Source organism: uncultured Roseobacter sp. (assembly GCF_947492555.1).
Classification (GTDB): domain Bacteria; phylum Pseudomonadota; class Alphaproteobacteria; order Rhodobacterales; family Rhodobacteraceae; genus Roseobacter.
Genome location: NZ_CANLNE010000003.1, coordinates 661,320 through 674,300, shown reverse-complemented (window position 1 = coordinate 674,300; position 12,981 = coordinate 661,320). Strand labels below are relative to the sequence as shown.

12 protein-coding genes and 1 tRNA gene are annotated in these 12,981 nt (G+C 59.8%); 7 read left to right on the top strand and 6 right to left on the bottom strand.

What is annotated here, in order from left to right; all coding sequences use genetic code 11:
- Positions 1 to 75 precede the first annotated feature (75 nt).
- Positions 76 to 165: transfer RNA gene (locus Q1A07_RS16430), tRNA-Ser, on the top strand.
- A 293-nt stretch (positions 166 to 458) separates the two neighbouring features.
- Positions 459 to 848: a cytochrome c gene (locus Q1A07_RS16425; RefSeq protein ID WP_299783112.1), complete on the top strand. Its 390-nt coding sequence runs from the start codon at positions 459 to 461 to the stop codon at positions 846 to 848.
- A 7-nt stretch (positions 849 to 855) separates the two neighbouring features.
- Here the strand turns inward: Q1A07_RS16425 and choV are convergent, their stop codons facing one another.
- The 4 genes from choV to Q1A07_RS16405 form a co-directional block, all read right to left on the bottom strand.
- Positions 856 to 1,887, bottom strand: a complete 1,032-nt coding sequence (gene choV / locus Q1A07_RS16420) for a choline ABC transporter ATP-binding protein (RefSeq protein ID WP_299783111.1) — start codon at positions 1,885 to 1,887, stop codon at positions 856 to 858.
- Positions 1,884 to 2,717 (bottom strand): choline ABC transporter permease subunit, encoded by an 834-nt coding sequence (choW, locus tag Q1A07_RS16415; RefSeq protein WP_299783557.1) that lies wholly within the window; start codon positions 2,715 to 2,717, stop codon positions 1,884 to 1,886. Before choW ends, choV begins: the two co-directional genes overlap by 4 nt.
- A gap of 65 nt (positions 2,718 to 2,782) precedes the next feature.
- The gene (locus Q1A07_RS16410; protein WP_299783110.1) at positions 2,783 to 3,709 is read right to left on the bottom strand and encodes a choline ABC transporter substrate-binding protein; all 927 of its coding nucleotides are present in this window, start codon (positions 3,707 to 3,709) and stop codon (positions 2,783 to 2,785) included.
- Between the two features lie 115 nt (positions 3,710 to 3,824).
- The gene (locus Q1A07_RS16405; RefSeq protein ID WP_299783109.1) at positions 3,825 to 7,067 is read right to left on the bottom strand and encodes a chemotaxis protein CheB; all 3,243 of its coding nucleotides are present in this window, start codon (positions 7,065 to 7,067) and stop codon (positions 3,825 to 3,827) included.
- A 247-nt stretch (positions 7,068 to 7,314) separates the two neighbouring features.
- Between Q1A07_RS16405 and Q1A07_RS16400 the strand changes: the two genes are divergently transcribed.
- Entirely contained in the window at positions 7,315 to 7,992 is a 678-nt protein-coding gene (locus Q1A07_RS16400; RefSeq protein ID WP_299783108.1) for a hypothetical protein, read from the top strand.
- Between the two features lie 366 nt (positions 7,993 to 8,358).
- Complete coding sequence (locus tag Q1A07_RS16395) at positions 8,359 to 8,685, top strand: TfoX/Sxy family protein (protein WP_299783107.1); 327 nt, start codon at positions 8,359 to 8,361, stop codon at positions 8,683 to 8,685.
- A gap of 59 nt (positions 8,686 to 8,744) precedes the next feature.
- On the opposite strand, the gene ndk is transcribed toward Q1A07_RS16395, so the two are convergent.
- Entirely contained in the window at positions 8,745 to 9,167 is a 423-nt protein-coding gene (gene ndk, locus Q1A07_RS16390; RefSeq protein WP_195820374.1) for a nucleoside-diphosphate kinase, read from the bottom strand.
- Positions 9,168 to 9,299: 132 nt separating this feature from the next.
- Between ndk and Q1A07_RS16385 the strand changes: the two genes are divergently transcribed.
- Genes Q1A07_RS16385 through Q1A07_RS16375 form a run of 3 tightly spaced genes read left to right on the top strand, consistent with a single transcriptional unit; the run spans position 9,300 to position 12,483 of the window.
- Positions 9,300 to 11,162, top strand: a complete 1,863-nt coding sequence (locus Q1A07_RS16385; protein WP_299783106.1) for an ABC-F family ATP-binding cassette domain-containing protein — start codon at positions 9,300 to 9,302, stop codon at positions 11,160 to 11,162.
- Between the two features lie 58 nt (positions 11,163 to 11,220).
- Positions 11,221 to 11,850 carry a MarC family protein gene (locus Q1A07_RS16380; protein WP_299783105.1) on the top strand — a complete coding sequence of 210 codons (630 nt, stop codon included), beginning with the start codon at positions 11,221 to 11,223 and terminating at the stop codon, positions 11,848 to 11,850.
- A gap of 51 nt (positions 11,851 to 11,901) precedes the next feature.
- Positions 11,902 to 12,483 carry a TIGR02281 family clan AA aspartic protease gene (locus tag Q1A07_RS16375; RefSeq protein WP_299783104.1) on the top strand — a complete coding sequence of 194 codons (582 nt, stop codon included), beginning with the start codon at positions 11,902 to 11,904 and terminating at the stop codon, positions 12,481 to 12,483.
- A gap of 37 nt (positions 12,484 to 12,520) precedes the next feature.
- On the opposite strand, the gene Q1A07_RS16370 is transcribed toward Q1A07_RS16375, so the two are convergent.
- Complete coding sequence (locus Q1A07_RS16370; protein ID WP_299783103.1) at positions 12,521 to 12,979, bottom strand: DNA polymerase III subunit chi; 459 nt, start codon at positions 12,977 to 12,979, stop codon at positions 12,521 to 12,523.
- Between the last annotated feature and the right edge of the window lie 2 nt (positions 12,980 to 12,981).

Genomic DNA, 12,981 nt, shown 5'->3' with positions numbered 1-12,981 from the left:
GCTGCGAAAGCAGTATTCAATATCGCATTAATTTCGCCTTGTAACTCCGTCGGTTGCGCGGCTATACCCGTCAGCGGAGACGTGGCCGAGTGGTCGAAGGCGCTCCCCTGCTAAGGGAGTAGGCCCGGAAGGGTCTCGAGGGTTCGAATCCCTTCGTCTCCGCCATATTGGTTTCATTGTTTGAAAACCCTTCTAAGACCTTAAAGTGTAAGGTCATGTCCGGGGTTTGAAATCTACCATTCCTTTGACACGAAATCCGCTCTGCAAAAGCGAGTTTTAGGACGACACGTTGCAGGTCTATCCGCCCTGTAACCCCTAACTTACAGGGACTCCCCAAGGTCAGTGTTGGGGGACGAGGCCCGGCACGAGCTGAATTCATAAAACCAGATTGACTCAAATCAACGCGCCCCGCGCTCCCGCTTTCTATGGTGTTGTAAGCATCAACAGGAGAGCCATTCATGCGGATTTTGATTGTCGCAGCACTTTGCCTCGGCCAACAGTCCCACGCACAGGACATGGGGGAAGGTCAGACGTTGTTTCGTCTTCATTGTGCGGCCTGCCACGGCATCGAAGGGCGAGGAAATGGCCCTATGTCGCCGGTCCTGCTGGTCCAGCCTGCCGACCTTACCACGCTGTCGCAAAAAGAGGACGGGACCTTCCCGACCTACCGCGTGGTGAAACGGATCGACGGGCGGGACCCGCTGGTCAGCCACGGCAGCGACATGCCGGTCTACGGGTGGTTCTTTGAGGGCGACGACGTGGCAATTTCCGCCCAGAGCGGGCAGCCGATCATGACCAGCCAACCCGTTGCCGATCTGGTCGCGTGGTTGCGCACCATTCAGGAATAGCGATGGGTCAGGGTGTTTCGCGCGGGTCGAGAATGCGCGCGATCACCCCCCGCTTGGTCACCTGCCCCACCAGATCGCCGCCGTCCTCCACACCCAGCGGGCCTTCGTTTTCCAGCAGCATGCGCATGACGGTTTCGACCTCCATGTCCGCTGGCACGGCCTGCTCGGGTGCGGCTTTTGCGGGCTCCATCACGTCGCTGGCGCGCAGCACGCCAAGCGGGTTCATATGGGCGACAAAATCGGCGACGTAGTCATTCACCGGTTGCGAGAAAATCTCCTGCGGCGTGCCACATTGCACGATGCGCCCGCCTTCCATGATCGCAATCCGGTCGCCCAGCTTGAAGGCCTCATCCAGATCGTGGCTGACAAAGATGATCGTGCGCTGCAGATCGCGCTGCAGGTCCAGCAATTCGTCCTGCAGCCGGGTACGGATCAACGGATCGAGCGCGGAGAACGGCTCGTCCATCAACAGAATGGGCGCGTCGGTTGCAAAGGCGCGCGCGAGCCCCACCCGCTGCTGCATCCCTCCGGAGAGCTCGCCGACCTTGCGGTCTGCCCAATCGGAGAGCCCCACGAGGTCCAACTGCCGGTCGGCACGGGCCAGACGGTCCTTCTTGGACACATCCGCCAGCTCCAGCCCGAGGCCCACGTTTTCGCGCACCGTGCGCCAGGGCAGCAGCCCGAACTGCTGGAAGACCATGGACACGCATTCGCGCCGGACCCGCCGCAAATCCTGCGCGGAGCTATGGGTAACATCGCAGGACCAGTCGCCGTCGTGCACCCGAACCGCGCCCCGGACCACCGGGTTGAGCCCGTTCACCGCCCGCAGCAGGGTGGATTTTCCCGATCCGGACAGCCCCATGAGGACAAGAATTTCCCCGGCAGGCACGCTGAGCGAACAATTGTGCACGCCCAGCACCTGATTGGTCGCCTGCTGGATCTCGGCGCGCGATTTGCCCGCGTCCATGTCCGGCAATGCCTTTTCCGGCGTGTCGCCAAACACGATGGAGACGTTGTCGAATTCAACAGCCGTTGTCATTTGCGATCCACCCGCAGCATCCGGTCCAGCATGATGGCCACAACCACAATGATAAATCCGCTTTCAAATCCAAGCGACGTATTGACCTGGTTCAACGCCCGCACAACCGGCACCCCAAGACCATCCGCGCCGACGAGCGCCGCAATCACTACCATCGACAACGACAGCATAATCGTCTGGTTCAGCCCGGCCATGATCTGCGGCAAGGCATAGGGCAGCTCCACCTTCCACAGTTTCTGCATCGGGGTGGCCCCAAAGGCATCCGCGGCTTCCAGCAGGGGTTTTGGTGTCGTGCTGATGCCAAGATGGGTCAGACGTATGGGGGCGGGCACCACGAAGATCACCGTGGCGATCAGGCCCGGCACCATGCCGATCCCAAAAAACACAATGGCTGGAATAAGGTAGACGAAGGTCGGCAGCGTCTGCATCAGGTCCAGTACAGGGCGCATCGCCTGAAACAGGCGCGGCCTGTGTGCGGCCGCAATGCCGATGGGCACGCCGACAGCCATGCAGACCACGCAGGCCGACAGGACCAGCGTGATGCTCTCGGTCATCTCTTCCCAGTAGTCCTGGTTGAGGATGAACAGAAAGCCCAGGGCCACAAAGAGGCAAACCTTCCAGCTGCGTTGCAGCACCCAGGTCAGCGCCACAAACGCCAAGATGATGATGAAGGGATGGGGCGTCTGCAGCACCCAGAGGATCGCATCGATCATCCATTCCATCGCAACGGCGAGCCCGTCAAAGAACCACTCGCCATTGGTCTGCAACCAGTCAAAGAACGCCGCTGCACCCTTGCCAACAGGTATTTTCGTCTCGGTCAGCCAGTCCAGCAAAACACGCACCTTTCCCCGGAAAAGTCATCGCCCCACACGATGTGCCGTGCGGGGCGTCTTGATCACAGGCCGAGGGCCGATTTCACCGCAGCGACGCTGTCCCCGCCATCCACTGTCGTCACACCGTCCAGCCAGGCGACAAAGGCATCCGGGTTGGCCGTCAGCCACGCTGCGGCGGCATCAGAAGGCTCTTCGCCGTCGTTCAGAATCGCGCCCATGATCTCGTTCTCCATGGCCAGCGTGAATTCAAGGTTGTTGAGCAGCGCGCCCACATTGGGGCATTCGCCCGCATAGCCCGCGCGGGTGTTGGTATAGACCGAGGCGCCGCCCAGATTGGGGCCGAAGAAATCATCGCCCCCGGTCAGATAACCCATGTCGAAATTCGCGTTCATCGGATGCGGTTCCCAGCCGAGAAAAACGATCGGCTCGTCCTTCTTGGACAGCCGCTCGACCTGCGCCAGCATGCCCTGTTCAGAGCTTTCCTTGACCTCGAATTCCTTCAGGCCAAAGGCATCGGCGTCGATCATGGACTGGATCAGACGGTTGCCGTCATTGCCGGGCTCAATACCGTAGATCTGGCCGTCCAGCGCATCGGCGTGCTTGGCGATATCGGCAAAGTCCTTGATGCCCATATCCGTGGCCGCCTTGTTAACGGCCAGCGTGTATTTGGCGCCTGCAAGGTTCTCACGAACGGTATCTACGGTGCCTGCCTCGCGGTAGGGCGCGATATCCGCTTCCATCGTGGGCATCCAGTTGCCGAGAAAGACGTCGACGTCGCCCTGCGCCATGGAAGTATAAGTCACCGGAACGGAAAGAACCTTGATATCCGTCTCATAGCCAAGCGCGTCGAGGAGCACGGTTGTGGCGGCCGTCGTGGCGGTGATGTCGGTCCAGCCGACGTCGGAAAAGGTCACTTGCGTGCAGTCGGCGGCGGCCACGCCGGTCATGGCGAAAAGGGCCAGCGCACTTGCGGTTGTCTTGAGCGTCATATCGGATCTCCCATCTGATTTTTCTTTATACATGCGCAGGTTGGAACAGGGGGTCAAGGCGAAACCCCCGAACCCTGCTGCGGCTCTTGGTTGTGTGGAAGTCCGGGTGTGGTTCTCAGCTGTCCGGAGGCAGATCCCGGAACACGCCAATGATTTTGGTGATCTCGCCAGAGGCATCGGCGCGGGCAAGCCCGAAGGATTCCACGTGCACGGTGTCGCCATCACTGTTGATCAGCCTGTGCGCGAAATGGAAATCCCCGCCCTTTTTGGCCACGCGATCCACCTCCTTTATCACCGACTTGCGATCATCAGGGTGATAATACTCGAGCGCTTCGTCCAGAGTGGGCGACGGTTTTGACGGATCCATTCCGTGGATGCGATAGACTTCCGACGACCAGTGCAGTTGCTTGGTATCGACGTCCAGCGCCCAGAAGCCGACCTTGGCAAGATCCTGCAGCAGTTGCAGATGCGTCAGTGCTTCCTCTGCCTTGTCCCGGGCATCCACCACATCCGTGATATCCGTCCCGACCGAATAGATCGAAGAGTTGGGCAATGACGGATCCGCGAAGATGAAGTTCTCGGTGCTCATCCAGTATTTTTGACCGTCGTCCTTGGAAACGACCTCGTGCACATGGCTTTCGCTCCCCGACGCGCTGTTCATCAGCGCGTTGTCACGCTCCTTGACGGCATCGGCGGTTTTCTTAGTCGCCAGTTTGAAGAAATTCTGGCCTTCCGCCTCCTCCCGCGTGGTGCCCAAAATACTCGCTGATTTCTGACTGATCCGCAGAATTGTTCCGTCGGTCGCCCGATTCAGCATGAAGATTTCCGCGTGATCGAGGATCAGGTCCAGTTCTTGCGCCAATCCGGGGAATTCTGACACCACCATGGTGGAGCCTTTCATCTGTCCGCGCATGTCGAAGAATGGCGAACAGGTGAGCTTAAAACGGGACCCCCTGGAGGTGAACTCGCGCGAAATCGGCTCCCCCAGCTTAAGCGTTTCATTGCAGATCGGTGCCAGGGACGGGCAGTTTTCCGGCAGCACACATTGGCTCACATGCGGGTTGGAGACCGGGCGAGACAGGCCAAACATCTCTGCCGCCGCATTGGTTGCCTGCGAAATTTGCAGCGCCGTATCCAGAACCATGATCGCCAGCGGCGCGGTTTCGAGCACAGACATCAGCTCGCCCGTCCGGCCGCTGAGTTCCGCCGCCGTGACCTGCAACTCCTCGTTGACGGTGATCAGTTCTTCGTTGGTCGATTGCAACTCTTCATTGGACGTCTCCAACTCTTCGTTTGTGGCCTGCAATTCCTCATTGGTCGATTGCAACTCCTCGTTCAGCGATTGCAGCTCTTCATTGGAGGTTTCCAGTTCTTCGATGGTCTGCTGCAGCGCTTCGCGGGTCGTGGCCACTTCATCTTCAAGGAGCCGGATGCGGTCACTTTCAAATGCCTCGTCCCCCGACTTGACGTCGGTATCGAACCCTTTGGCGCGATCCACCTGAATCTCACTGAAAACAATCAGTGCTGCGCGTTCATTGATATCGCGCGCGATGATCGGATAGACATCCAGCCGGATCTCGGCGTCATCGTCATCAGCCAGAAGATGGCGGACACCGGTTCGATGCTCGCCATTTTTCAGGGCCAACGTCACAAGGCTGCGGGCCTCTTCTCGGAAGGGCCGCCGCAGCAGGTCGATGTGCATTTTCAGGTTGCTGCTTTCGTTCATTTCAATGAACGAACTGACGTTCCCGTAGATGCGCACGATAGAGTATTCATCCGTGACCAGCACCGAGTTCTTGCCAAGGGCCAGGGCAAGGGCTTCAAACATCTGCCGGTCGGTAGAGTGACCCGGCGTCGGCACCGCAGCCGTGGCAGGCGCGATCTTGCGCGACTGGGGCATGTTACGCGTGTTGGAGAACGGCGTGTGCTCGGAGCGCCGGATGGACCGCCGGCGGTAGATATGTGCGGACTGGCTGTCCTGAATAAAGAGTTCGTCAGAGCCTGCCACGGTCTCTGCCGTGCCAAGAAACATCAAGGAGGTTTCGGTCAGCGCATAATGGAACCGCGACATGACTTTGTGTTGAAGTGCATTTCCAAAATAAATCAGCAGGTTACGGCAGCACAGCAGGTCGACTTTCTGAAAGGGTGGGTCCTGGCACACATTGTGGTCGGAAAACAGGATCGCCGAGCGCAGCGAGTCGATGACCCGGATGCCATCGTTTTGCTGGATGAAGTACTGGTCCGACAGTTCCTTGGGAATATCGTTCAGCGCCGCCATGCCGTAGATGCCCTTGCGCGCAACTTCCAGGGCATCCTTGTCGATATCCGTGGCGAAAATCTGGACGTGATCCTTGAGCTGAACCTTCGCGCCGCCCAAAGCTTCGCAGAGCAGAATGGCAATGGAATAAGCCTCTTCGCCTGTGGCACAGCCCGCAATCCACACCCGGAAGGGCGTATTGGTCTTTTTCTTCAGGAGCGCTGGTAACAGCTCCTTAAGGGCCTCGAATTCGCTTTTGTCCCTGAAAAACCGGGTGACCGAAATCAGCAGATCCTTGAAAAGCGCATCCACTGCGTTCGGGTTCACCCGGCAGAACTGGGTGTATTCCTCGTGGCTTTCGATCCCCAGCGCAATCATGCGCCGCTCAATCCGGCGGTTGATCGTAGTCTGCTTGTACTCGCGGAAATCAACGCGCGTGCGGGCCAGCAGGATCTGCAGCAGATCCGATGACGGGCTTTTTTCCGAGGCCTCCTGGCGGAACGCATCGAAATCGCGTGGCGAGGTCAGGATTTTTTGCAGATGGGTGCCAATTTCAAAAGGACGCAGCACCAAATCAACGCATCCCGTCTGCATGGCGGCCATGGGCATGCCGTCGTACTTGGCACTTTCGGTGTCCTGGGCAATGGTGATGCCACCGGCCTCGCGGATTGCCTGCACCCCATAAGCGCCATCGGTACCCGTACCGGACAGGATGATCGCCATGGACTTTTCGCCATGCTCATCGGCGAGGCTGAGCAGGAATCGATCCACCGAAGGTTTGGGCGAGGCCACTTCATGGCTTGGATCCACCAGATTGAGCTTGCCCTTTTCGTAGACCACATCCGTTTTGGGCGGGGTCACGTAGATGACGTTCGGCTCGGGCAGCGATCCGTTGACCACATCCCGCACGACAAGACTTGTCTGACGGGCGACCAGCTCGGTCATCAGGCTTTTATGGTGCGGCGACATATGCTGCACGACCACGTAGGCCACCTGCAGATCCGTCGGCAGAGTGGCGACAAGTTCGCGAATTGCCTCCAGCCCGCCGGCCGAGGAGCCGATACCGATAATTGTTAGCTCTTCTGTATCTGCCCCGTCCACGCTCTCTACTCCCCGCCGCAGAAACCATCACAGGTTGTGCGCGCAGACTTGACCCGCGCACAACCTGAATTTGGCAACCCATAGTTGCAATCCTAGTGACTCTGCTGTGATATATTCAACCCTAAGATAGGGGGTTGCGTAATATTTCTCTACCCGAGGCGCAACAGGTACCGTACTGTGCGTTTACCCTTGCCTACCGAGTTTAAGGCACCTTGGACCAATTGATTGTAGTTTATGGATAGAAAAGATGACAGATCCCAATAGAGTTGTGCCGTTGCCCTCGGATTTGTCCGACCGTGTGCTGACACTGAACCTGACGGTGAAGGAGGACAAGAGCATCACGGTTCGGTCCTGTGAAGTGCTGGGGCGTGGGTTTCGCAATCGGGTTTCTTTTCAAGAGACAAGTGAACTGGACCGGGTTCTCGTGGCAAAACTGGCGCATTCGGTGCGCAAGTGCATGTCCACCATCCCGGATGGGGCACATGTGCTGTCTCTGCCCGATTTTCTTGTCGAGGTACCGGGGCTTGTCCTGTCGGGCGCGCATGTTCTGGTCATGGAAATCAAGGACGGGATGCGCAACGCCATCGTCCGGTTCAAGGAATTCATGGGCACGCTCAACAACGCTTTTCATCCTGACATTGGTTTTCAGGAACCCTATTCCAATCACGCGGAACGGCTGGCCACCAATGTGCTGGCAGACATCTGCCTGCCGCTTTTGAATATGTGCCGGGACATGGAATACGCCCAAGTGGACGCAAACGAACGCCTGCCACAGGGCTTCGCCGAGCGGGCGCGCGAATTCGAGTTTCAGACCGAACTGCTCAAACGCTTTATCTTTAACGCCGGCATCGGTCATGCCCAGCCGAGCCAAGTCTATCTGGAACCGGAGTACCGGGCGAAACCGCTCACCCTACCCCGTTCCTGACTGGTCAATTGTTCTGCATTGGCGGCTGTTTGTCTTTCTCTGGGCACCGCTCGGTAAAGCGGCGCATTTTTATTGCCAAAGTCTGAATATTTTCGCGAAAACCCGCGCTTAAAAGCCACGATCTGGTCATTTCGATGCCCTGCGACCGGCAGAAAAGCCCGGTATCCCTTTGTGTCGAGGCGGCCCCTCCGCTTCATGCGAAAGGACCGAACAAATGACCAAGGAACCACAGAAACCTGCCCCGGCACCAACGTCCGAAGGCGCCAAGAAACCACCGCCCCCGCCGCCTCCCATTACGGATTACGCGAGCCTCTGAGAGCATTTTCCCAAGTGACAAACACCCCGGTGACGGCATAATCTGGTGCCATGCCCACCCCTGTGTCCTCCATCCGCAATCTTGGCCCGGCCTATGAGGCTTCCTGCAAGGCTGCGGGCATTCATTCCGCCGAGGACCTGCGCGATCTCGGCGCCGACGAAGCCTACGGGCGCATGATCAAAACCGGCCTGAGGCCGCATTTCATCGGATATTACGTATTGGTGATGGCCTTGCAGAACCGCCCGTGGAACGACTGCAAGGGCGAAGAGAAGAAGGCCCTGCGCAAACGGTTCGACGCGATCAAGGCGTCTTCCTTCGACGCGGGCCTCGATGCATTTGAGCAAATGATGGATCAGATCGGCGTCCGGCCGGGCTGAAGCATGCAAAAAGGGCCTCCCAGCGGAAGGCCCTTTCAAAAATCATCCTGCTGTGGCGATTAGCCGACCAGTTCCAGACCGGAGAAGAAATACGCGATTTCAACGGCGGCGGTCTCAGGCGCATCCGACCCGTGTACCGAGTTCTCGCCAACGCTTTCGGCGAACTCCGCGCGGATCGTACCGGGAGCTGCGTCCGCAGGGTTGGTCGCCCCCATCACTTCGCGGTTCTTCGCAATGGCGCCTTCGCCTTCCAGCACCTGCACGACAACCGGCGCGGAGGCCATGAATTCGCACAACTCGTCATAGAACGGGCGCTCCGCATGCACCGCGTAGAACACGCCTGCCTGCGCCTTGGTCATGTGGATACGCTTTTGCGCAACGATCCGCAGGCCGGCGTCTTCGAATTTGGCGTTGATCTTGCCGGTCAGGTTGCGGCGGGTGGCATCGGGTTTGATGATCGAGAATGTGCGCTCAAGGGCCATGAGTAGTCTCCGTGATGTTTCGCGCAAGGCCCATGCCCTGACGCGCTTGAATTTCGCGGCCCACCTAACACGGGCAATCAGCCATGAAAAGCGGCGATTGACGCGGACCAGAGGATGCGGCACACCGCGCCCATGTTACGTATTTCCGACATCACCTATGCCGTCGAAGGCCGCCCGCTTTTTGAAGGCGCGAGCGCCGTTATCCCGGAGGGCCACAAGGTCGGTCTGGTGGGACGCAACGGCGCGGGCAAGACCACGCTCTTCAAGATCATTCGTGGAGAACTTGGGCTGGATGGCGGCGATATCTCGCTTCCAAGCCGGGCCAGGATCGGTGGTGTGGCGCAGGAGGTTCCGTCCTCGGCAACCTCGCTCATCGACACGGTACTGGCGGCGGATACCGAACGCGCCGCCCTGCTGAGCGAAGCGGAGACCGCGACAGATCCGGGCCGCATCGCCGATATCCAGACACGGCTTGCCGATATCGACGCCTGGTCCGCCGAGGCGCGCGCCGCCAGCATCCTCAAGGGCCTTGGCTTTGACGCCGCGGACCAACAGATGCCCTGTTCGGATTTTTCCGGTGGCTGGCGCATGCGCGTGGCCCTTGCCGCCGTGCTCTTTGCCCAACCGGACCTGCTGCTGCTGGACGAGCCAACCAACTACCTCGATCTAGAAGGCGCGCTCTGGCTCGAAGCTTATCTGGCGAAATACCCACACACAGTGATCATCATCAGCCACGATCGCGGGCTGTTGAACCGCGCCGTGGGCGCCATCCTGCACCTCGAAGAGCGTAAACTCACCTTCTATCAGGGCCCCTACGATCAATTTGCCCGCCAACGTGCCGAGCAGCGCGCGCTCCAAGCTGCCATGGCCAAGAAACAACAGGCCCGCCGCGACCACATGCAGGCCTTCGTCGATCGGTTCAAGGCAAAGGCCTCCAAGGCGAAACAGGCCCAGTCCCGCCTGAAAATGATCGAGAAGATGGATATGATCGCCAGCCCCGAACAGGTGGCCAAGCGTGTCTTCACCTTCCCGGAACCCGAAGAACTCTCACCACCCATCATCTCCATCGAGGGCGGCTCGGTCGGCTACACCGACACGCCGGTGCTCAGCCGGTTAAACCTGCGCATCGATCAGGACGACCGCATCGCGCTCTTGGGCAAGAACGGCCAGGGCAAATCCACGCTCTCCAAGCTTCTGTCAAATCGCCTGACGCTGATGTCCGGCAAATCGGTACAATCGAACAAGCTGCGCATCGGATTTTTCGCGCAACATCAAGTGGATGAGCTGCACATCAACGAAACGCCGCTGCAGCACATGATTTCCGCCCGCCCCGGCGTGTTGCATTCCAAACTGCGCGCGCAGATGGCCGGGTTTGGGCTGGGCCCGGATCAGGCAGAAACCGAGGTCGGCAGGCTCTCGGGGGGGCAAAAGGCGCGGCTCTCCCTGCTGCTCGCCACGCTGGACGCCCCGCATCTGCTGATCCTCGATGAGCCCACCAACCACCTCGACATTGAATCGCGCGAGGCGCTGGTGGAGGCGCTGACCGCCTATTCCGGCGCGGTGATCCTCGTCAGTCACGACATGCACCTGCTGTCGATGGTGGCAGACCGGCTCTGGCTGGTCTCGGACGGCACGGTGAAACCCTACGAGGATGATCTGGAAGCCTACCGCAAGATGCTGCTGACCCCGGTCAAGCCCACCAGTAAATCGACGAAAAAACCAATCGAGGCACCCAAGGCAAAACGCGCCAGCCGCGACGAAATCCTCGCCCTGAAATCAGAGACCCGCAAATCCGAAGCCCGCGTCGAAAAGCTCAACGAGATGCGCGACAAGCTGGCCAAGAAACTGGCCGACCCCGCGCTCTACGAAGACGCCAAGGCAGGCGAACTCGAAGTCTGGAACCGCAAATACGCCGAAGTGATGGAGGCGCTGGACCGCGCCGAAACCCTCTGGATGACAGCGCTTGAAAAGCTCGAAAGGGCCCAGGCCGCATGACCACCGCTTCTTCTGGCCTGAAATATCCTGGGGTTTGGGGCAAAGCCCCAATTCATTTATGACAATGGATACCGCTTTCTTCATCACCGCCTTCGTGACCATGTTCGTCGTCATCGACCCGATTGGTCTGGCCCCGTTGTTCGTGGCGCTGACCCAAGGCATGACCACCGCCGCCCGGCGGCGCATCGCGTTGCGCGCAACCCTGATCGGCATCCTGATCCTGCTGGCCTTCGCGGCTTTCGGCGAGGCTCTGCTGTCCTTCATCGGCATCTCCATGCCCGCCTTCCGCGTGGCAGGGGGCATTCTGCTCTTTCTGACCGCCCTCGACATGCTCTTTGAACGTCGTACCAAGCGGCGGGAAGACAAGCAGGAAGAGGATCGCGATGACCCATCGGTTTTCCCGCTGGCCATCCCGCTGATCGCCGGACCGGGTGCCATCGCCTCGGTGATCCTGCTGATGGGTCAGCGCCCCGGCGTCGAAGGCGCGGCTCTGGTACTCGGCGCAACCGGGATCGTCATGCTCATCGTCATGGGCTTCTTTCTGGCCAGCGGCATGATCGAACGCGCGCTTGGCAAAACCGGCGTGACGGTGGTGACCCGGCTCCTGGGTATGTTGCTCGCTGCGCTCTCCGTGCAATTCGTCCTCGACGGGCTCAGCGCTTTTGGCTTCGGCCCGACAGCAGGCTGATTTCTGAGCTCCAGCCCCTATATTGAGGACAACAGGCGACAGGAGCACCTCATGGACAGCTTTGATACCGGCAGATTGATCTATCTCGCCCTTCTTGGGCTGATGGTCTGCGCATGGTTCTTTGCGCAAAACCGGCTGTCGACGAACAAGCTCCTGCAACAGGCGGCGGTCTGGGGGCTGATCTTCCTCGGCGCTATCGCCGCCTTTGGCCTGTGGGAAGACATCCGCCAAACCGTGCGCCCGCAACAGACCGTCTTTGCCGATCAGGGTAAAATCGTCGTCCCCCGCAGCCCCGATGGCCACTACTACATCGCGGCAGAGGTCAATGGCGCACCCGTCGAGTTCGTGCTCGACACCGGCGCCACCACCCTTGTGCTGACCCGCGAGGATGCCGCCGCAGCGGGCCTCGCCCCCGACAGCCTGAACTTCACCAGCCGCGCGATGACCGCCAATGGCGAGGTGCGCACAGCACCCGTGCGTCTGGACAGCGTCACCATCGGCCCCGCCACGGATGAAAACATCACCGCCGTGGTGAACGGCGGCGAGATGTCACAAAGCCTGCTGGGCATGACCTACCTGCAGCGTTGGGGCAAGATCGAGATCACCGGCGGTGAGTTAACGCTGACCCGGTGACACCAGCAGGTAAGGTGGGCTTCTAGGCCACCGCTGCTCAGGTCTCCGCCTTCTTCTCCCACCGCCCGCTTTCTTCTGACCAGTATTGCGCAGAGGCAACGGCGTCCTTGAGAGATTTCCACTGGCCCCGCGCTTGCTCCAGCGCTGCCGGATCATTTCCGTCAAAAAGGACACAGACCCGCTCCATCGCCGCCACCTCTTCGGCCTCCACGGGCGCGCCATCAATGCTCATCAGACAGCGCGCACCATTCACGGTCTCCTGGGCCGTGGTCAGCAAAACCGGCTGATCCGCATCATGCGCCCCACCGGCCAGCCCATGCGGCAAGAATCCGTCGTCCGCACCCAGCCAGAGCTTTTCATCCAGCCACCTCAGACGCCCCAGGTCGGTGCCCCGCACCACCACGCGCATCTCCGCCGCCACGGCCTTGCCAAGCAGCATGGCCAGGGTTTCCTCCATCGGGCGGCGGGTCAGGTGGTAGAAGAGTGCGGTGCCCAAGC

Excerpts from the sequence above, each read along its gene's own strand:
- Q1A07_RS16400 (WP_299783108.1), top strand. The coding sequence starts at position 7,315 with ATGACAGATCCCAATAGAGTTGTGCCGTTGCCCTCGGATTTGTCCGAC.
- Q1A07_RS16385 (WP_299783106.1), top strand. The coding sequence starts at position 9,300 with ATGTTACGTATTTCCGACATCACCTATGCCGTCGAAGGCCGCCCGCTT.
- ndk (WP_195820374.1), bottom strand. The coding sequence starts at position 9,167 with ATGGCCCTTGAGCGCACATTCTCGATCATCAAACCCGATGCCACCCGC.
- Q1A07_RS16380 (WP_299783105.1), top strand. The coding sequence starts at position 11,221 with ATGACAATGGATACCGCTTTCTTCATCACCGCCTTCGTGACCATGTTC.
- choV (WP_299783111.1), bottom strand. The coding sequence starts at position 1,887 with ATGACAACGGCTGTTGAATTCGACAACGTCTCCATCGTGTTTGGCGAC.
- Q1A07_RS16425 (WP_299783112.1), top strand. The coding sequence starts at position 459 with ATGCGGATTTTGATTGTCGCAGCACTTTGCCTCGGCCAACAGTCCCAC.
- Q1A07_RS16410 (WP_299783110.1), bottom strand. The coding sequence starts at position 3,709 with ATGACGCTCAAGACAACCGCAAGTGCGCTGGCCCTTTTCGCCATGACC.
- Q1A07_RS16375 (WP_299783104.1), top strand. The coding sequence starts at position 11,902 with ATGGACAGCTTTGATACCGGCAGATTGATCTATCTCGCCCTTCTTGGG.
- Q1A07_RS16395 (WP_299783107.1), top strand. The coding sequence starts at position 8,359 with ATGCCCACCCCTGTGTCCTCCATCCGCAATCTTGGCCCGGCCTATGAG.